19 protein-coding genes are annotated in these 16,978 nt (G+C 72.2%); 12 read left to right on the top strand and 7 right to left on the bottom strand.

What is annotated here, in order from left to right; translation table 11 throughout:
- Positions 1-33: 33 nt before the first annotated feature.
- From ASC67_RS10985 to ASC67_RS11010, 6 genes are read left to right on the top strand one after another with little or no spacing between them, the layout of a single operon-like run.
- Positions 34-1,260 (top strand): acyl-CoA dehydrogenase family protein, encoded by a 1,227-nt coding sequence (locus ASC67_RS10985; RefSeq protein ID WP_056319724.1) that lies wholly within the window; start codon positions 34-36, stop codon positions 1,258-1,260.
- Positions 1,261-1,265: 5 nt separating this feature from the next.
- Positions 1,266-2,648, top strand: coding sequence for an LLM class flavin-dependent oxidoreductase (locus tag ASC67_RS10990; RefSeq protein ID WP_056320813.1), 1,383 nt, complete (start codon positions 1,266-1,268; stop codon positions 2,646-2,648).
- Between the two features lie 54 nt (positions 2,649-2,702).
- A complete protein-coding gene (locus ASC67_RS10995; protein ID WP_056319729.1) occupies positions 2,703-3,686 on the top strand; it encodes a sulfonate ABC transporter substrate-binding protein in 984 nt (327 codons plus the stop codon).
- A 35-nt stretch (positions 3,687-3,721) separates the two neighbouring features.
- Positions 3,722-4,714 (top strand): aliphatic sulfonate ABC transporter substrate-binding protein, encoded by a 993-nt coding sequence (locus ASC67_RS11000; RefSeq protein ID WP_056319733.1) that lies wholly within the window; start codon positions 3,722-3,724, stop codon positions 4,712-4,714.
- A 13-nt stretch (positions 4,715-4,727) separates the two neighbouring features.
- A complete protein-coding gene (locus tag ASC67_RS11005; RefSeq protein WP_056319737.1) occupies positions 4,728-5,582 on the top strand; it encodes an ABC transporter permease in 855 nt (284 codons plus the stop codon).
- Between the two features lie 22 nt (positions 5,583-5,604).
- Positions 5,605-6,351 (top strand): ABC transporter ATP-binding protein, encoded by a 747-nt coding sequence (locus ASC67_RS11010; protein ID WP_056319741.1) that lies wholly within the window; start codon positions 5,605-5,607, stop codon positions 6,349-6,351.
- Between the two features lie 15 nt (positions 6,352-6,366).
- Here ASC67_RS11010 and ASC67_RS11015 read toward each other — a convergent pair whose 3' ends face one another.
- Positions 6,367-6,999, bottom strand: a complete 633-nt coding sequence (locus ASC67_RS11015; RefSeq protein ID WP_056319745.1) for a hypothetical protein — start codon at positions 6,997-6,999, stop codon at positions 6,367-6,369.
- 180 nt (positions 7,000-7,179) lie between these two features.
- Here ASC67_RS11015 and ASC67_RS11020 point away from each other — a divergent pair, with 180 nt between their 5' ends.
- The 4 genes from ASC67_RS11020 to ASC67_RS11035 are packed head-to-tail and all read left to right on the top strand — an operon-like array spanning position 7,180 to position 10,929.
- Positions 7,180-7,782 (top strand): paraquat-inducible protein A, encoded by a 603-nt coding sequence (locus ASC67_RS11020; protein WP_056319749.1) that lies wholly within the window; start codon positions 7,180-7,182, stop codon positions 7,780-7,782.
- A complete protein-coding gene (locus tag ASC67_RS11025) occupies positions 7,779-8,555 on the top strand; it encodes a paraquat-inducible protein A (RefSeq protein WP_235566286.1) in 777 nt (258 codons plus the stop codon). The genes ASC67_RS11020 and ASC67_RS11025 overlap by 4 nt, the downstream gene beginning before the upstream one ends.
- Positions 8,543-10,264, top strand: coding sequence for an intermembrane transport protein PqiB (locus tag ASC67_RS11030; RefSeq protein ID WP_056319754.1), 1,722 nt, complete (start codon positions 8,543-8,545; stop codon positions 10,262-10,264). Before ASC67_RS11025 ends, ASC67_RS11030 begins: the two co-directional genes overlap by 13 nt.
- Entirely contained in the window at positions 10,261-10,929 is a 669-nt protein-coding gene (locus tag ASC67_RS11035; protein ID WP_082535956.1) for a membrane integrity-associated transporter subunit PqiC, read from the top strand. Before ASC67_RS11030 ends, ASC67_RS11035 begins: the two co-directional genes overlap by 4 nt.
- A gap of 28 nt (positions 10,930-10,957) precedes the next feature.
- Here ASC67_RS11035 and ASC67_RS11040 read toward each other — a convergent pair whose 3' ends face one another.
- From ASC67_RS11040 to ASC67_RS11050, 3 genes are all read right to left on the bottom strand, one after another.
- On the bottom strand, positions 10,958-11,842 hold the full coding sequence (locus ASC67_RS11040; RefSeq protein ID WP_056319759.1) for a YihY/virulence factor BrkB family protein: 885 nt from the start codon (positions 11,840-11,842) through the stop codon (positions 10,958-10,960).
- Positions 11,843-11,851: 9 nt separating this feature from the next.
- Positions 11,852-12,046 carry a hypothetical protein gene (locus tag ASC67_RS11045; protein WP_156466737.1) on the bottom strand — a complete coding sequence of 65 codons (195 nt, stop codon included), beginning with the start codon at positions 12,044-12,046 and terminating at the stop codon, positions 11,852-11,854.
- A gap of 183 nt (positions 12,047-12,229) precedes the next feature.
- Positions 12,230-12,532, bottom strand: coding sequence for a hypothetical protein (locus tag ASC67_RS11050; protein WP_056319765.1), 303 nt, complete (start codon positions 12,530-12,532; stop codon positions 12,230-12,232).
- Positions 12,533-12,699: 167 nt separating this feature from the next.
- Here ASC67_RS11050 and ASC67_RS11055 point away from each other — a divergent pair, with 167 nt between their 5' ends.
- Positions 12,700-13,179, top strand: coding sequence for an SET domain-containing protein (locus tag ASC67_RS11055; RefSeq protein WP_235566288.1), 480 nt, complete (start codon positions 12,700-12,702; stop codon positions 13,177-13,179).
- 1 nt (position 13,180) lies between these two features.
- On the opposite strand, the gene ASC67_RS11060 is transcribed toward ASC67_RS11055, so the two are convergent.
- From ASC67_RS11060 to ASC67_RS11070, 3 genes are read right to left on the bottom strand one after another with little or no spacing between them, the layout of a single operon-like run.
- Complete coding sequence (locus tag ASC67_RS11060) at positions 13,181-14,173, bottom strand: lysylphosphatidylglycerol synthase domain-containing protein (protein ID WP_082535992.1); 993 nt, start codon at positions 14,171-14,173, stop codon at positions 13,181-13,183.
- A 32-nt stretch (positions 14,174-14,205) separates the two neighbouring features.
- Positions 14,206-15,453: a cardiolipin synthase ClsB gene (gene clsB / locus ASC67_RS11065; RefSeq protein ID WP_056319768.1), complete on the bottom strand. Its 1,248-nt coding sequence runs from the start codon at positions 15,451-15,453 to the stop codon at positions 14,206-14,208.
- Complete coding sequence (locus tag ASC67_RS11070; RefSeq protein WP_056319773.1) at positions 15,450-16,220, bottom strand: endonuclease/exonuclease/phosphatase family protein; 771 nt, start codon at positions 16,218-16,220, stop codon at positions 15,450-15,452. The genes clsB and ASC67_RS11070 overlap by 4 nt, the downstream gene beginning before the upstream one ends.
- 128 nt (positions 16,221-16,348) lie before the next feature.
- On the opposite strand from ASC67_RS11070, the gene ASC67_RS11075 reads away from it, so the two are divergent.
- Positions 16,349-16,975, top strand: a complete 627-nt coding sequence (locus tag ASC67_RS11075) for a PolC-type DNA polymerase III (RefSeq protein ID WP_056320833.1) — start codon at positions 16,349-16,351, stop codon at positions 16,973-16,975.
- The last annotated feature ends 3 nt before the right edge of the window (positions 16,976-16,978 follow it).

A 16,978-nucleotide genomic window follows, 5' to 3' on the forward strand; every position in this document is an offset into this window, starting at 1 on the left:
TGAGATCCCGTCTCTGCCGTCCGCCGTGCGCTCATGACCCAGGTTCTTCCACTGCAACGCCGCGCGCCGGCCGCACGCCTCCCGAGTGACGAACCTGCCGCGTACGACATCGTCGCGGCCACCGAGACGCTCGCGCAGCAGCTCGCGGCCACCGCCGTCGAGCGCGACCGCCGTGGCGGTCACGCTGCGCACGAGCGCGAGCTGATCCGCGCCAGCGGCCTGCTCGCGCTCACCATCCCGCGCGAGCTGGGCGGGCTCGGCGCCGACTGGCCGGTGTACTACCGCAGCCTGCGCCGGCTGGCGCAGGCCGACAGCGCGCTCGCGCACCTGTTCGGCTTCCATCACCTGCAGGTCGCCGGCCTGCTGCTCTACGGTAGCGCGGCGCAGCAGCAGCGCGTGCTGAAGGAGACCACGGCCGGCTCGCTGTTCTGGGGCAATGCGCTGAATCCGGCCGACAAGCGCGCGCTGGCCACGCCCACCGACGGCGGCTGGCGCCTGAACGGCCCCAAGAGCTTCTGCTCGGGCGCGGTGGGATCGGACCGTCTGACGGTCTCGGGCTGGCACGCCGAGACGCAGAGCCTGCTGATCGCGGTGCTGCCCACGCAGCGCGAGGGCGTCGCCGTGCTCAGCGACTGGGACGCCTTCGGCCAGAAGCAGACCGACAGCGGCACGGTCGAGTTCGACGACGTCTTCGTGCCGCACGATGACGTGCTGGTCGCGCCCGGCACGGTGCAGACGCCGCGCGCGACGCTGCGCTCGCAGGTAGCGCAACTGATCATGGCCAATCTCTACCTGGGCATCGCCCTCGGTGCCTATGACGAGGCGCGGCGCTACACGCGCGAACAGTCGCAGCCGTGGTTCGCGTCCGGCGTGGCCGCCGCCGCCGACGACCCCTATGTGCAGCACCGCTACGGCGAGCTGTGGCTGCTGGTGCGCCCGGCGGTGGCCGTGGCCGACGCCGCCGCCGCGCGGCTCGATCTCGCACTGCGCCAGGGCGAGTCGCTCGGCGCCGCCGACCGCGGCGAGGTGGCCATCGCCGTGGCCGAGGCCAAGGTGCTGTCGCACCGCGCCGCCATCGAGGTGAGCTCGCAGCTGTTCGAGCTGACCGGCGCGCGCTCCACCTCGGCGCGCCACGGGCTCGACCGCTATTGGCGCAACGCGCGGGTGCACACGCTGCACGACCCGGTCGACTACAAGCTGCGCGACCTCGGCCGCCACCAGCTCGACGGCCGCGTGCCGGACCCGACCTCGTACTCGTGAGCGCCATGTCGCGGCCGATCCGCTTCAACGCCTTCCAGATGAACACGGTCGGGCACCAGTCGCCCGGGCTGTGGACGCATCCGCGCGACGCGGCGCACCGCTACACCGACCCTGAGCACTGGATCGAGCTGGCGCGACTGCTGGAGCGCGGCCGCTTCGACGGCATCTTCCTGGCCGACGTGCTGGGCGTCTACGACGTCTACCAGGGCGCCGCCGATGCCGCGCTGCGCCATGGCGTGCAGGTGCCGCTGAACGATCCGCTCGCGCTGGTGCCCTTGATGGCCGGCGTGACCGAACACCTGGGCTTCGGCGTCACCTGCGCGCTGACCTACGAGCACCCTTATCCGTTCGCGCGCCGCATCAGCACGCTGGACCACCTGACGCGCGGGCGCATCGGCTGGAACATCGTCACCGGCTACCTCGACAGCGCGGCGCGCAACCTGGGGCTCGCGCAGCAGCTCGCACACGACGAGCGCTACGACCTGGCCGACGAATACCTCGACGTGGTCTACAAGCTGTGGGAACACAGCTGGGAGGACGGCGCGGTGCGGCGCGACAAGGCCGACCGCGTGTTCACCGACCCGGCCAAGGTGCACCCCATCCGCCACCACGGTCCGCACTACCAGGTGCCCGGCATCCACCTGTGCGAGCCCTCGCCGCAGCGCACGCCGGTGCTGTACCAGGCCGGCAGCTCGTCGCGCGGCCTGGGCTTCGCCGCGAAGCACGCCGAGTGCGTGTTCATCAGCGGGCCGAGCGAGGCGGCGGTGCGGCGTTCGGCACAGGGCCTGCGCGGCGCGCTGGTCGCGGCCGGCCGGCCGGCCGACGACGTACTGATCTACGCGCAGGCGCTGGTGATCACCGGCGAGACCGAGGCCGACGCGCAAGTCAAGCACGCCGGGTACCGCGAGCACATCGACATCGAAGCCTCGCTGGCGCTGCTGTCGGGCTGGACCGGCGTCGACTTCGCGCGCCATGCGCCGGATTCGACGATCGAGTACCTCGACACCGAGGCCGGCCGCGGCGCGCTCGCCGCCTTCAGCCAGGCCGACCCGGCGCGGCGCTGGACGGTGCGCGACGCGGCCGAGTTCATCGGCCTCGGCGGTCGCGGTCCGGTGATCGTCGGCGGCCCGCAGCAGGTGGCCGACGAGCTGGAGCGCTGGGTCGACGCGACCGGCATCGACGGCTTCAACCTCACCTACGCGCTGGCCCACGAGACGATGCGCGACGTGGTCGAGCTCGTGGTGCCCGAGCTGCAGCGGCGCGGTCGCTACGTCACCGAGTACACCCCGGGCCCCTTGCGCCACAAGCTGTTCGGCCGCGGCGCGCGGCTCGCGCCGCAGCACGCCGCGCGCCACCTGCGGCTGTCGCCCGAGGCCGCGGCGGCCTGAGGCCGGCGCCGGCCGCTCACTTCGTCTTCCTGCTTTCGTTTCCCGAGGATTGCCATGACCCGATCGACATCGACCCCCTCCCGCCGTGCGCTGCTCGAAGGCGCGCTGAAGCTCGGCCTGGCCGTCGGCACCGCCGCGATCGGCCGGGGCGCTCACGCCGCCGAGCCCAAGCTGCTGCGCATCGGCTACCAGAAGTTCAACACGCTCAACATCCTGAAGGGCGCGGGCAGCCTCGAGGCCGCACTGAAGCCGCTGGGCTACGGCGTGCAGTGGTTCGAATTCGCGACCGGGCCGGTGCTGCTGGAGGCGCTGAACGCCGGCTCGATCGACTTCGGCCACGCGGCCGACACGCCCTCGGTTTTCGCGCAGGCGGCTGGTGTCAACGCGGTCTACCTGGCGGCGGAGCAGCCCTACCCGCAGGGCATCGCGATCCTGGTGCCGAAGGACTCGCCGCTGAAGAGCGTGGCCGAGCTGAAGGGCAAGAAGGTCGCTATCGGGCGCGGCTGGAACGTGCAGTACCTGCTGGTGCGCGCACTGGAGGACGCCGGCCTGAGCTTCGACGACATCCAGCCCGCCTGGGTCAACAACGCCGCCGACGCGCGCACCGCGTTCGAGTCGGGCAAGGTCGACGCGGTCGGCCTGTGGGACCCCTTCCTGGCCGGCGCCCAGCTCGCCTCGAACCCGCGCGTGCTGCGCAATGGCGAGGGGCTGTCGAACAACCGCACCTTCTACATCGCCAACCCGCAGTACGCGGCCGCGCACGGGCCGGCGTTGCGCACCGTGTTCGCCGAGCTGCGCAAGACCAACGACTGGGCCGACAAGAACCCGCAGGCCGTGGCCGACCAGCTGGCGCCGCAGCTCGGCGTGCCGCCGGCCGTGCTGCGCCTGGCGACCGAGCGGCGCCGCTACACCGCGGTGCCGGTCGACGCCGGCATCGTGGCCGAGCAGCAGCGCATCGCCGACACCTTCTACAAGCTCAAGCTCATCCCGCGCACCGTCCAGGTCCGCGACGCCGTGTTCAAGGACGTGCTGCTGTGAGCCGCCGCCCCTCACCCTTCGGAGACCTCGCCCCCATGAAACGCCGCCAGCTGCTGCAATGGACCGGAGCCGGCGCTGCCGGTCTGGCCGTCCCCACCCTGCTGCCGGGCCTGGCCCGCGCGGCCGAGCCGCTGAAGGAGCTGCGCCTCGACTACGCCTACTACTCGCCGTCCAGCCTGGTGCTGCGCCGCTTCGGCTGGCTCGAGGAGGACTTCAAGCGCGACGGCACCGGCGTCAAGTGGGTGCTCAGTGCCGGCAGCAACCGCGCGCTCGAGTACCTGAACGGCAACAGCATCGACATCGGCTCGTCGGCCGGCCTGGCAGCGCTGCTGGCCAAGGCCAACGGCAACCCGATCACCGCGCCCTATATCTACTCGCGCCCCGAATGGACCGCGCTGGTGGTGAGCAAGGACTCGCCGATCAAGTCGCTGGCCGATCTGAAGGGCAAGAAGATCGCCGCCACCAAGGGCACCGACCCCTACCTCTTCCTGTTGCGCGCGCTGCAGACCGTGAAGCTCAAGCGCAGCGACATCGAGCACGTGGCGCTGCAGCACGCCGACGGCCGTGCCGCGCTGGAGCAGGGCCGCGTCGACGCCTGGGCCGGGCTGGACCCGCACATTGCCGCCAGCGAGCTCGACAGCGGCACGCGGCTGATCTACCGCAACATCGCCTTCAACACCTACGGCTTCCTCAACGTGCGCGAGGACTTCCTGGCGCAGCGCCCGAGCGAGGTCAGGCGCGTGATCGCCGGCTACGAGCGGGCGCGGCAGTGGATCCTGGCCAACACCACCGAGGCGGCGAAGATCCTGTCGGAGGAGGCCAAGGTCAGCCTGCAGGTCGCGCTGCTGCAGATCAAGCTGCGCACCGACCTGAGCCACCCGCTGCCGACTGCCGAGCACGTGAAGGCGCTGCAGGCGGCCGCGCCGATCCTGCTCGAGGAGCAGCTCGTGAAGCCGGGCACCGACCTGAACAAGGCGATCGCGAGCCTGGTGGACACGCGCTTCGCGCAGGGCCTGCTGCGGGCCTGAACGGAGGCGAACGATGTCGGTCGATCCCCGGGCACTGGGGCAGCTCGTGGAGCCGGGCGCACCGGCCGTGGCCGCAGCGCCGGTCACGGCCGCCCGGCCCCGGCGCGTACCGCTGCCGCTGCTGGGCCTGATCCTGCCGCTGGGGGTGTTGGTGCTGGGCGAGGTGGCGGTGCGCCAGGGCTGGATCAGCCCCAACCTGCTGCCCGCGCCCAGCGACGTGCTGCGCACGCTGCTCGAACTGGGCGCGCAGGGCCTGGCCACGCACGTGCTGGCCAGCAGCGCGCGGGTGGCGGCCGGCTTCGCGATCGGCGGCGGCCTCGCGCTGGCGGTGGGCGCGGCGGTCGGGCTGTCGCGCCGCGTCGAGGCCCTGCTCGATCCGAGCTTCCAGGCGCTACGCGCCATTCCCTCGCTGGCCTGGGTGCCGCTGCTGTTGCTGTGGCTGGGCATCGACGAAGCGTCCAAGGTGGTGCTGATCGCCATCGGCGCCTTCTTCCCCGTGTACATGGGCGTGGCCTCGGGCTTCCGCGACGTCGACCGCAAGCTGGTCGAGGTGGCGCGCATGCACCGGTTGTCGCAGGCCGCGCTGGTGCGGCGCGTGCTGCTGCCGGCCGCGCTGCCGGCGGTGCTGACCGGGCTGCGCAACGGCCTGAGCCTGGCGTGGATGTTCATGGTGGCTGCCGAGCTGATCGCCGCCAGCCAGGGCCTGGGCTACCTGCTCACCGACGGCCGCGAGACCAGCCGCGCCGACATCGTGCTCGCCGCGATCGTGCTGCTGGCCGTGCTGGGCAAGGCGAGCGACACCGCAATGCAGGCGCTGGAGCGCCGCCTGCTGGCCTGGCGCGACAGCTTCGACAACACCCGCGCCTGAACGGCAAGAAAGGACCCGCGCGATGGCTTCTTCACCCCCTGCGCTGCTCGATGTGCGCGTGCGCGCCAAGCACTTCGGGCCTCGTCACGTGCTGGATGCGCTGCAACTGCAGCTGCGGGCCGGCGAGATCGTCAGCCTGGTCGGTGCCAGCGGCTGCGGCAAGAGCACGCTGCTGCGGCTGATCGCCGGCCTGGACCGCGACTTCCGCGGCACGGTCCGGCTCGACGGCCGCGTGCTCGACGAGCCGGTGCGCGACATCGGCTTCATCTTCCAGGAGCCGCGCCTGTTCCCATGGTGCACGGTCGCCGAGAACGTGAGCTTCGACCTCGGCCGCGGCGGCCGGGGCCATGCCCGCGTCGCGCCGCTGCTGGCCGAGGTGGGGCTGGCCGGCTACGAGGCGGCCCTGCCGAAGCAGCTCTCGGGCGGCCAGGCGCAGCGTGTCGCGCTGGCGCGCGGGCTGTTCACCCAGCCGCGCGTGCTGCTGCTCGACGAGCCGTTCTCGGCGGTCGACGCCTTCACGCGCATCAAGCTGCAGGAGCTGCTGGTCGACGTGGCGCGGCGCCACGGCATCACGGTGCTGCTGGTCACGCACGACATCGAGGAAGCGGTGCTGCTCAGCGACCGCGTGCTGGTGCTCGAGGCCCAGCCGGGCCGGCTCAGCGAGGACATCGCGGTGCCGCTGCCGCGCCCGCGTGAGCGCAACGGCGCGTCGCTCGCCGCGCTGCGCGCGCAGGTGTTCGATGCGCTGCACGCGGTGCAGGCGCTCTGACGGCGGCCGTCGGCCCTAGAAGAACCCGGCCTTGCCAGCCGCCGCCACCGCGGACTTCACCAGCTCGGCCACCTGCGCGTTGGCGTCGTCGTCGCTCGGTGCACGGGTCTTGGCGGTCCACATCAGGCGCGCGCTGGCCACGTCGGTGAGCTGGCTGTTGGCGCCGTAGGCGGTGCTGGTCTTGCCGCCACCGATCGGCAGCGAGATGCCGAGCCCGCCGCCCACCGAGCGGCCGAAGCCGCCCAGCCCGACACCGATCGACGGACCGGGCTGCACCAGCGTGGCGTCGGGGCCGACCGCGGTCAGCCACACGGCCTTCGCGCCGGCGGCGCGCGCGGCGGCCAGGTAGGGCTCGGCGGCCGAGCTGCGGGCCGTGCCGGGCGGGACCGGCGCCTGCGTCACCGGCGAGGCGCCGTAGGCCACCAGCTCGGCCGATGCGCGGTCCAGGCAGTTGCGCTGCAGCGACTCGTCGGCGGCCTCGCACACCACCAGCAGCTTGCTGCCGCGCAGGGACTGGCCGGCGAACTGCGGCTCGATCCACTGCGAATCGACCGGGTTGGAGGCGCAGCCGCCGACCAGCAGCGCTGCCGCGAGGGCCATCGGGGCGGGGCGCAGCGCGTGCGGTGCTGCAGAGACATGAAACCACATGGTCGGGGATCCTTTCCTGGGCCGGTGAGGCCGGGTCAGCGCGGCGGGGGCCGGGCGGCGCGACGCTCATCCAGCGTGTCGGGTCAGCTTACTCCTCGGCGCGGTCCGCACCGCCGTGTGGGCCCATGCGGCGGCAGGGCTTGCGCGCGCGAGCCGCGGCGGTTTGTTAGGCTGGCGGCCATGAAGGCCTGTCACGATTGCGATGCGCTGCAACAGGAGGTAGCGCTGGAGCCCGGCGGCGTGGCCCGATGCTGGCGCTGCGACGCGGTGCTCTACCGCGGTCGCCACCACGCGATGGACCGCACGCTGGCGCTGACGCTGGCGGCCGCGGCGCTGTTCGTGCTGGCGCTGTCCTTCCCGCTCGTCGAGCTCGACATGCAGGGCCAGCACCACAGCACCACGCTGTGGGGCGCGGTCGTCACGCTGTGGCGGCAGGACGCCGAGCTGGTGGCCATGCTGGTCGCGGTGACCACGGTGCTGATGCCGACGCTGGAGCTCGGCGCCATGCTGTGGCTGCTGCTGCCGCTGGCGCTGTGCGAGCGGCCGGTGGGCGGCGTGTGGGTGCTGCGCGCGCTGCTGCTGCTGCGGCCCTGGGGCATGGTCGAGGTGTTCGTGCTCGGCGTGCTGGTGGCGCTGGTGAAGCTGGCACACATCGCCAGCGTGATCCCCGGCATCTCGCTGTGGTCCTTCGGCGGCCTGATCTGCGTGTTCGCCGCCGCCGCCGCCAACTTCGACGCGCAGCAGGCCTGGGACCAGATGGACGAAGCGGAGGCGCCGGCATGACGGCCCCGTCGGGCGAAGGGCCGCCGCGGGACGAGCGCCGGGCCGCTCCCAAGCCGGCCCGCAGCCCCTCGGGGGATCGCCCGGCGTACCCGTCGGGCGAGGGGCCGTCAGCCCTCACCGCCGCCGGCGCCGGCCTGCGGGTCTGCCACACCTGCAGGCAGATCAGCCGCCCGGCGCCGCCGCCGCTGCAATCGCACTGTCCGCGTTGCGACAGCGAGCTGCACCTGCGCCAGCCGGCCAGCCTGGCGCGCACCTGGGCCTTCCTGATCGCGGCCTTCATCCTCTACGTGCCGGCCAACACGCTGCCGGTGATGCGCTCGAGCTCGCTGTTCGGCGCGCAGCAGGACACCATCTGGTCCGGCATCGTGTTCCTGTGGCTCGACGGCTCGTGGTTCCTCGCGGTGCTGGTGTTCGTGGCCAGCATCATGGTGCCGCTGGCCAAGCTGCTGGTGCTGAGCTTCCTGGCCGTCTCGGTGCAGCTCGGCAGCACGGCCCGGCCCCGGTTGCGCACCCGCCTGTACCGCGGCATCGAGTTCGTCGGCCGCTGGTCGATGCTCGACATCTACGTGGTCACGTTGCTCGTCGGCCTGGTGCAGCTGCAGTCGGTCGCCGCCATTTCCGCCGGGCCCGGTGCGGTGGCCTTCGGCGCCGTCGTGGTGTTGACGATGCTGGCCTCGCTGAGCTTCGATCCGCGGCTGATCTGGGACGCGGCCGACCGGCCGGCGGAGGACGCGCGGCGCCAGCCGCATCTCGACCGAGAATGGAGCGCATGAGCGACACGCCGCCGCCCCCGCCGTCCTCCGCGCCGCTGCCGTCGGCCGCCGAGTTGCCCGACGCGGTGGCCGTGCCGCGCCGCCGCAGCCACGGCTATGCGGTGTGGCTGATCCCCATCCTCGCGGCACTGATCGGCCTGACGCTGGGTGCGCGCGCCTGGCTCGCGACCGGACCCACGATCACGATCACGTTCAAGACCGCCGAGGACATCGAGCCGGGCAAGACCAAGATCAAGTACAAGAACGTCGACATCGGCGACGTGAAGTCGGTCGCGCTCGCCCCCGACGGCAAGGGTGTGGTCGTCACCGCCGAGATGACGCAGGGCGCGCAGAAGCTGCTGCTCGACGACACGCGCTTCTGGGTGGTGCGGGCGCGCGTCGCCGGCAGCGGCATCACCGGCCTGTCGACACTGCTGTCGGGTGCCTACATCGGCATCGACATCGGCACCTCGGCCGAGTCGCGCCGCGAGTTCGTCGGCCTTGACGTGCCGCCCAGCGTCACCGCCGACGAGCCTGGGCGCGAGTTCATCCTGCGCAGCGAGGACCTCGGTTCGGTGGACATCGGCTCGCCGGTCTACTTCCGCCGGGTGCAGGTCGGCAAGGTCACCGCGACGCGGCTCGACGCCGATGGTCGCGGGGTCACGCTGCGCGTGTTCGTGTCGGCACCGCACGAGCGGCACGTGACCGAGAACACGCGCTTCTGGCATGCCAGCGGCCTGGACGTCGCGCTCGACGCCGGTGGCATCAAGCTGCAGACGCAGTCGCTGATCTCCATCGTGCTCGGCGGCATCGCCTTCGGCGCGCCGGAGTCCGGCGCGCCGGGCGCGGCGGCCGAGGCGGAGCACAGCTTCGCGCTGTTCGAGAACCAGGCCCTGGCGATGAAGCGCACCAGCACCGAGGTGACGCCGATGGTGGCCCATTTCACCGAGTCGCTGCGCGGCCTGGCGCCGGGCGCGCAGGTCGACTTCCGCGGCGTGGTGGTCGGCGAGGTCACGTCGATCGACGTCAGCTACGACCGCGAGCGCAAGGAGTTCAGCTTCCCGGTCGGCATGGTGCTGTACAGCGACCGGCTCGGCTCCAAGGTGAGCGCCGCGATCGAGCGGGCGCAGGTCGACCCGACGGTGCTGATGCGCCGCTCCATCGATCGCGGCCTGCGGGCGCAGCTGCGCACCGCCAACCTGCTGACCGGCCAGCGCTATGTAGCGCTCGACTTCTTTCCCGGCGCGCGGCCGGTCAAGCCGGCGGCCGCGCCGGCTGCCGAAGCATCGGCCGGCGGCGGCGAGGCTCCGGTGCTCGAGATCCCCACGATCTCCGGCAGCCTCGAGGATCTGCAGGCCACGCTGACCAGCATCGCCAAGCGCATCGAGAACGTGCCCTTCGACGAGATCGCTGCCGACCTGCGCACCGCGCTGCAATCGCTCGATCGCACGCTGAAGAACACCGACGGGCTGATCGGCCGGTTGGACGGCCAGCTCGGCGAACTGGTGCCCGAGTTGAAGGCGGCGATCGCCGACACGCGGCGCACCATGAAGTCGGCCGACAACCTGCTCGCCAGCGACACGCCGACGCAGCAGGAGCTGCGCGAGGCGCTGCGCGAGGTGTCGCGCGCCGCGCAGTCGATGCGCGAACTGACGGACTACGTGCAACGCCGCCCGGAATCCCTGCTGCGCGGCAAACCCGGCGAGCCCGAGGAAGGCGGCAAGCGATGACGATGAAACAGCCCGGGCCGCGCGGCGGCGGCGCGAAGCCGGTGGGTGCGCGTGGTGGCCCGCGGCGGCGCACGCTGGCGCTCGTTGTTGCCGCCCTCGCGCTGGTGCAGCTCGCCGCGGGCTGCGCCAGCGCGCCGCCCGATCGCTTCTACCGCCTGGCGGTCGCGCCATCGACCGCGGTGCCGGTCATGGCGGCGGCCGGCGACGGCCCGGTCGTCACTGTGGGCGCCGTGACGCTGCCCGCACTGGTGGACCGGCCGCAGATCGTCACGCTGGCCGCAGGCAGCCGCGTCGAGGTCTCGGAGGCGCATCGCTGGGCCGAGCCGCTGCGCTTCGCGCTCGGGCGCGTGGTCGCCGAGCAGCTCGCCGCTGCGCTCGGCACGCCGCTCGTCTATGCCTACCCGCAGCTGGCGGTGGCCGACGTGGCCTTTCGCGTCACGCTGAACGTGCAGCGCTTCGACGCGACGCGCGGCGTCGCCGTCGACGACGAGCTGCTGTGGACCGTGCGGCGCGTGGCCGACGGCCAGCTGCGCTCCGGACGCAGCAGCGGTCGCGCGGTGCCGGCGGACGCCAGCTACGACGCGCTGGCCGCGGCCCACGTCGAGGCGCTGGCGGCAGTGTCCGGCGACATCGCCCGCGCGATCGGCGAGCTGGCGACGCGCTGAGACGCGGCGCGGTGCCAGCTCGCCGCCGTCATGGCGTGCCGGCGCCGGCGAACTTCGGGGTGGCATCGTGCGACATCGCGCGCAGCAGCACCGCGCACAGCAGCACCACACAGGCCACGACATAGAGCCACACCAGCAGGATCGCCACCGAGCCGGCGGCACCGAAGGTCGACACCACCGCGCTGTGGCCGAGGTAGAAGCTGACTCCTCCCTTGGCGGCCTCGAAGGCCAGCGCGCCGAACACCGCCACGCCGCCCAGCCGCCGACGCGGCAGCCGCACCGGCAGCATCACGCGCAGCAGCAGCGCCACCATCGTCACCGTGACGGCGAAGGACACCAGCCACGGCAGCACCAGCAGCCAGCCGGCCTGCAACAGTCCACCGGCCAGCACCGGTGCGAACGAGCCGCCCAGCGAGACCAGCAGCGAGTTCACCACCAGCGACGCGAGCAGCACGAAGCCGATGCCGATCACCACCGCCACGCCGCGCAGCCGGGCCTTGACCAGCGCCGTCAGCAGCCGGCCGAGCGGCAGATCCGGCGTGCCGTCGCGTCGCCACAGCTGCTCGAAGGCGGCGCGCAGCTCGGCGAACACCGCACTGGCGCCGAACAGCGTGGCGCCTACCGCGGCGAGCGTGGCCCAGCCCCCGCTCGCCGAGCGGTAGGCGTTGGCGATCATTTCCTGCAGCAAACGGCCGCCCTCGGCACCGAGGACGCTCGAGAGCTGTGCAACCAGATCACCCTGCACCGCCTCGCGACCCCACACCGCGCCCGCCACGGCCGTGGCGATCACGAGGATGGGCGCGAGCGAGAACAGCGTGTAGAACGCCAGCGCGGCGGCGGTGCGGCCGATGCGTTGCTCGGCCCACAGTGTCCACGCGCGGATCGCCACGCGGTCCCAGCGCGGCAGCCTCACCGTCGTGGCTCAGTGGGTGGTGGCGAGCGGCGGCCGCCGGGCGGCGGGCTCGGCAGGCCGCACCGTCCCGCCCTCCTCTTCCCAGGTGCGGACCGCCTCGCGGTCGATCTGCGCGTCGCGCTGCGCCTTGCGGCGCGACAGGCCGCGAACCAGCTGGACGGCCAGGCCGGACGTGAGGGTGAACACGAGGATCTTGCGCAGCATGAGCGGCTCCTTGCGCACGGGCCGGGGCGCGGATGCGCCGGCCGCGCGTGCGCGCGTCATGAGGCAAGGATAGGAGGGGGGTGGTGTCGCGTCCGTCGGGCGGGAGCGCGAGCGCGTGTCGGTAACGTCCGACACGGCGCGGGGACTGCGGCGTGCGCCGCGCTCCCCGCGTCGGGTGTTCGTTCAGTCGCCGAAGAACAGGCGGAACACTTCGGGCTCGTGCACCTCACGGGTGTGCAGGCCCTGGAAGGCTTCGCGGAAGGGTTCCGACGGGGGCAGCAGGTCGAGGCCGGCGGCCATCGTCTCGACCCACGGCGGCGATGCGGCGTCGATGCGTTCGCCCAGCGGGCGCTGACCGAGCACGACGAGCCGCTGGGTCAGCGAGTCGGCGAACGAGGGCAGCTCCTCCCATTCGATCGCATCGCGGCTGCGCAGGGCATGCAGCGAGGAAGGATGGCGGGCGGTGTTGGTGTATGCGTAGCTCATGGTGTGTGCTGACGTCGATGGGACTGGTACGAAGCTTATCGGCCGCGCACCCCCGACATGAAGGGGAAAAGCAGGCTTTCGCCGGGCCAGTTCTCCATCCGCTGTGTGCGAACGTGACATCCGACGCGTGCTTTGGAAGCGCGCTGACTTGACGCGACAATCGATCCATGCCACGCATCAGCGCGAACGCCCCCACCGTCGAAACCCGCGCCGTCCCGTCGCGCGTCAAGGGCGTGCCGGCCGACCCGCAGAAGTTCGCCGTCAGCGTGCTGCCCAGCCGCATCGACGGCCAGGGCGCGTTCGCCGCCGAGGCCATTCCGGCGCGCCGCAAGATCGGTGAGATCCGCGGCGAATCGATCAGCGTGCGCGAGGCGCGCCGCCGCGCCAGGGGACAGGCCCGCATCATGATCGTCGAGGTGTCCGAGCGGCGGGCGATCGATGCCTCTCAGTCGGCCGATCCGCTGCGCTTCACCAACCACTCCTGTGCACCGAACGCCTCGCTGCGCATCCGCCAGGGGCGCGTGGAGTTCTACGCCATGCGCGACATCGCGGTGGGCGAGGAACTCAGCGTCGACTACGGCGAGAGCCACCACGAAGGCCGGCTGCGCTGCCGCTGCGGTGCGCCGAATTGCACGGGTCGTCTTTGATTCAGCGCTGGGCCGCCAGCCGGCGCGCCTTCAGCTCCATCGCCACGTAGGCCAGCGTCGCCACAGCCAGCGGCGTCAAGTAATAGAGCGCACGGTAGGCCAGCAGTGCACCGAGCAGCTCGTTCTTGGGCAGCTCGTGCGACAGCAGCGCCACGAACACCGCCTCCAGCACGCCCAGGCCGGCCGGCACGTGCGTCACGACGCCGGCAATCGCGGCGACCAGCAGCACGCCCAGCACCGTGGGGAAGTCGATGCGCTGCTGCAGCAATACGAACACCAGCGTGGCCATCAGCAGCCAGTTGGCGCTGGACATCGCCAGCTGCAGCAGCGCGAAGCGGCCCGAGGGCAGTTCGAGCGAATGGCCGCGCAGTGTCCAGGTGCGCCGCGGAGAGAACGCGCACAGCGCCACGTAGGCGATCGCCACCGCGAACAGCACTCCACCCAGCACCTTCAATGCCCGGCCATCGAGCTTCCAGTCGGGTGGTGGCGCCAGCGGCCACAGCACGAACACCGTGCCGGCGAGCAGCAGGTAGCCGAGCCAGTTGGTCAGCATGCTGATCGACAGCACGCGCGTGATCACCTCGTTGTCCAGCCCCAGCCTCGCGTACAGGCGGTAGCGGAAGGCCACGCCGCCGACCAGCGAACCCAGGTTCAGGTTGAAGGCATAGCTGACGAAATTGACGCCCATCACCGTGCGGGGCCCGAGCGGGTGGCCGGTGCTGTGGCGGCCCAGCAGGTCGAAGCAGCTGTAGAGCGCGTAGCTGGCCGCGGCCAGCGCCGCGGCGATCCACAGGCTGGCGGCGGGCAGCTTCTTGACCGACGCCGTCACCTCGCCCCACTCCACCGTGCGGGCCTGGGTCACCAGCAGGTAGCTGACGAATGCGAAGAAGGCCAAGGTCAGGCCGCGTTTCGCCCACGGCCACCAGGGCCGCGACGTGAGGCCGCGCCGCCCGCCCGTCGCGCGGTCCGGCCGGCCTGCGGTGCGCCGCGCCATCGTTGCGGAGGCCGGCCCGGCCGCCATCGCCGTCAGCTCCGGGCCGGCTCGGTGAGCCGGTCGGTGCCGGCGGCCGGCGCGTGCGACACCGAGGTGAGCCGCGGTGCATGCGCCGGCAGCCAGCCGGCCCACGCCGGATAGCGGCGCAGGAAGTGGAAGACGAAGAAACTGCGCACCAGCCGCCACAGGCTGGATTCCTGCAGGTCGGTCGCCTCGATGCGCTTGCAGCAGTGGGCCATCAGGTGCTCCAGCCGCTCGCTCAGCTGGCGGTTGAAGGCGCGGTCGCGGATCATCACGTTGGCCTCGAGGTTCAGCGACAGGCTCAGCGGATCGAGGTTGCTGGAGCCCACGGTGGACCACTCGTCGTCGGCCACTGCCACCTTGCCGTGCAGCGGGCGTTCGCAGTACTCGTAGATACGCACGCCGGCGCGCAGCAGGTGGTGGTACAGCATCTCCGCGGCGCTCTTGACGATGGCCATGTCGGGCTCGCCCTGCAGGATCAGCGTGACTTCCACGCCGCGCCGCGCCGCCTGGCGCAGCTCCTTCAGCAGCCGGTAGCCGGGAAAGAAGTAGGCGTTGGCGATCACCAGTCGGTGGCGCGCCGCGCGGATCACCGCGCGGTAGTGGCGCTCGATGTCCTGCGGGTGCTCGCGGTTGTCGCGCGTGACGAACATCGCCTGCGCATCGCCGACGGCGGCCTGCGACGGCAGCGCCGCCTGCGGTGCGCGGCGGCGGAACCAGCGGCGCTCCGAAGGCCGGCCCGGGCGGCCCTGGACGATGGCCTCCTGCGCGAAGCGCTGGATGTGCGCCACCAGCGGGCCCTCCAGCTCCACCGCGTAGTCCTGCTTCGCCTCGGGGCCGAAGTCGGCCAGATGATCGGCGGAGTAGTTGATGCCGCCGACGAAGGCGCGCTCGCCGTCCACGACCACGATCTTGCGGTGCATGCGACGGAACAGGTTGGTGCGCCAGCCGAACAGCCGCGTGCCGGGGTCGAAGACGTGCACGCGCACGCCGGCCTCGGTGAGCGCGCCGATGAAGGCCGGCGAGAGGTCGGGCGAGCCGAAGCCGTCGATCGTGATGTCGACCCGGGCGCCGTTGCGCGCCGCTGCCAGCAGCGCGGCATGCAGCTCGAGCCCGACCTTGTCCTCGAACAGGATGAAGGTCTCCAGCAGCACCTCGTGGCGCGCCGCGGCGATGGCCTGGAACACGCGCGGGAAGTAGGCCTCGCCGTTCTCCAGCAGCGTGAAGCGGTTGCCGTCGACCCAGCGTGCGGCGCTCACAGCGAGATCTCCGCGGCCAGCGGCGCATGGTCCGACAGGTGCGACCACGGCCGGCGCGGCAGCACCATCGGCGCGTGAACCGCCGCGTTGCGCACGTAGATGCGGTCGAGCTGCAGCATCGGAAAGCGCGCCGGGAAGGTGCGGGCAGACGTGCCGCCCGAGTGCAGGAACACCTCTCGCAGGCCGGCGCGGTGCTCCAGCACGCGGTGCGCGCTGCGCCGCCAGTCGTTGAAGTCGCCGGCCACCACCAGCGGTGCGTCGGCCGGCACCTCGCGCTCGACCAGCTCGCACAGCAGCGCGAGCTGGCGGCTGCGGTGCGACTCCTGCAGGCCCAGGTGCACGCACACCGCATGCACGTTGGCGGTGCGGCCCGGCAGCTGCAGCACGCAATGCAACAGGCCGCGCCGCTCGGGCCCGCTGATCGACACGTCGAGATTCGCGTGCCGAAGGATCGGGAACTTCGACAGCACCGCGTTGCCGTGGTGGCCGTGCGGATAGACCGCGTTGCGGCCGTAGGCGAACTGCGGCCAGATCGAATCGGCCAGGAACTCGTAGTGCGGCACCGCCGGCCAGTTGGCGAGGCGGGCGGTGTGGCGCTCGTGCGTGCCTTGCACTTCCTGCAGGAACACCACGTCGGCGCCGACGGTGCGCACGGCGTCGCGCAGCTCGTGCAGCATGAACTTGCGGTTGAAGGAGGTGAAGCCCTTGTGGGTGTTCACGGTGAGCACCTTGAAGGAGAACGGGGATGCGGCAGCAGCAGAACTCATGGCGGGAACGAAAAGACGACGTTCGGTTGTACCGAGCGCCGCGCGCCGGCGCTGTAGGAGGAAGGCGCGTGCCGCCGACGGACGGCGGCGCTGGCGCCGGTTCCGGCGACACTCGCGGCTGCCACCGCATGGAAACCATCGCCGTCATCGACTTCGAAACCACCGGCATCTCGCCCGGCCAGGGCGCGCGCGCCACCGAGATCGCCGCGGTGCTGGTGCGCGGCGGGCAGATCGTCGGCCGCTACCAGAGCCTGATGAACAGCGGCGCCTGGGTGCCGCCGTTCATCGAGCAGCTCACCGGCATCAGCAACCGCATGCTGGAGCGCGCGCCGCCGGCCGAGCGGGTGATGCGCGAGGTGCTCGACTTCACCGCCGGCTGCCCGCTGGTGGCGCACAACGCCGCCTTCGACCGCGGCTTCTGGCAGGCCGAGCGCGCCCGCGCCGGCCGCGACGAGGACCGGGCCCATGCGTTTGCCTGCACCCTGCTGCTGGCGCGCCGCCTCTACCCCGAGGCGCCGAACCACCGGCTGGGCACGCTCGCGAAGCTGCACGCGCTGCCCGACGGCGGCCGCGCCCACCGCGCGCTCGCCGATGCCGAGACCACCGCCCACCTGCTGCTGCGCATGCAGGACGACCTGCGCGCCCGCTTTGCCGCCGAGCTGGCCGAGCGTGCGGTGAGCCATGCGCTGCTGGCCCGCCTGCAGCGGGCGCAGCGCAGCGCCCTGCGGCGCTGCCTGGTGGAGAGCGGCCCGTGAAGC

The sequence above is a fragment of the Methylibium sp. Root1272 genome (assembly GCF_001425905.1).
Classification (GTDB): domain Bacteria; phylum Pseudomonadota; class Gammaproteobacteria; order Burkholderiales; family Burkholderiaceae_C; genus Methylibium.

Bases quoted from the DNA above. Each gene is read 5' to 3' on its own strand.
- ASC67_RS10985 (WP_056319724.1), top strand. From the start codon at position 34: ATGACCCAGGTTCTTCCACTGCAACGCCGCGCGCCGGCCGCACGCCTC.
- ASC67_RS10990 (WP_056320813.1), top strand. From the start codon at position 1,266: ATGTCGCGGCCGATCCGCTTCAACGCCTTCCAGATGAACACGGTCGGG.
- ASC67_RS10995 (WP_056319729.1), top strand. From the start codon at position 2,703: ATGACCCGATCGACATCGACCCCCTCCCGCCGTGCGCTGCTCGAAGGC.
- ASC67_RS11000 (WP_056319733.1), top strand. From the start codon at position 3,722: ATGAAACGCCGCCAGCTGCTGCAATGGACCGGAGCCGGCGCTGCCGGT.
- ASC67_RS11005 (WP_056319737.1), top strand. From the start codon at position 4,728: ATGTCGGTCGATCCCCGGGCACTGGGGCAGCTCGTGGAGCCGGGCGCA.
- ASC67_RS11010 (WP_056319741.1), top strand. From the start codon at position 5,605: ATGGCTTCTTCACCCCCTGCGCTGCTCGATGTGCGCGTGCGCGCCAAG.
- ASC67_RS11015 (WP_056319745.1), bottom strand. From the start codon at position 6,999: ATGTGGTTTCATGTCTCTGCAGCACCGCACGCGCTGCGCCCCGCCCCG.
- ASC67_RS11020 (WP_056319749.1), top strand. From the start codon at position 7,180: ATGAAGGCCTGTCACGATTGCGATGCGCTGCAACAGGAGGTAGCGCTG.
- ASC67_RS11025 (WP_235566286.1), top strand. From the start codon at position 7,779: ATGACGGCCCCGTCGGGCGAAGGGCCGCCGCGGGACGAGCGCCGGGCC.
- ASC67_RS11030 (WP_056319754.1), top strand. From the start codon at position 8,543: ATGGAGCGCATGAGCGACACGCCGCCGCCCCCGCCGTCCTCCGCGCCG.
- ASC67_RS11035 (WP_082535956.1), top strand. From the start codon at position 10,261: ATGACGATGAAACAGCCCGGGCCGCGCGGCGGCGGCGCGAAGCCGGTG.
- ASC67_RS11045 (WP_156466737.1), bottom strand. From the start codon at position 12,046: ATGCTGCGCAAGATCCTCGTGTTCACCCTCACGTCCGGCCTGGCCGTC.
- ASC67_RS11050 (WP_056319765.1), bottom strand. From the start codon at position 12,532: ATGAGCTACGCATACACCAACACCGCCCGCCATCCTTCCTCGCTGCAT.
- ASC67_RS11055 (WP_235566288.1), top strand. From the start codon at position 12,700: ATGCCACGCATCAGCGCGAACGCCCCCACCGTCGAAACCCGCGCCGTC.
- ASC67_RS11060 (WP_082535992.1), bottom strand. From the start codon at position 14,173: ATGGCGCGGCGCACCGCAGGCCGGCCGGACCGCGCGACGGGCGGGCGG.
- ASC67_RS11070 (WP_056319773.1), bottom strand. From the start codon at position 16,220: ATGAGTTCTGCTGCTGCCGCATCCCCGTTCTCCTTCAAGGTGCTCACC.
- ASC67_RS11075 (WP_056320833.1), top strand. From the start codon at position 16,349: ATGGAAACCATCGCCGTCATCGACTTCGAAACCACCGGCATCTCGCCC.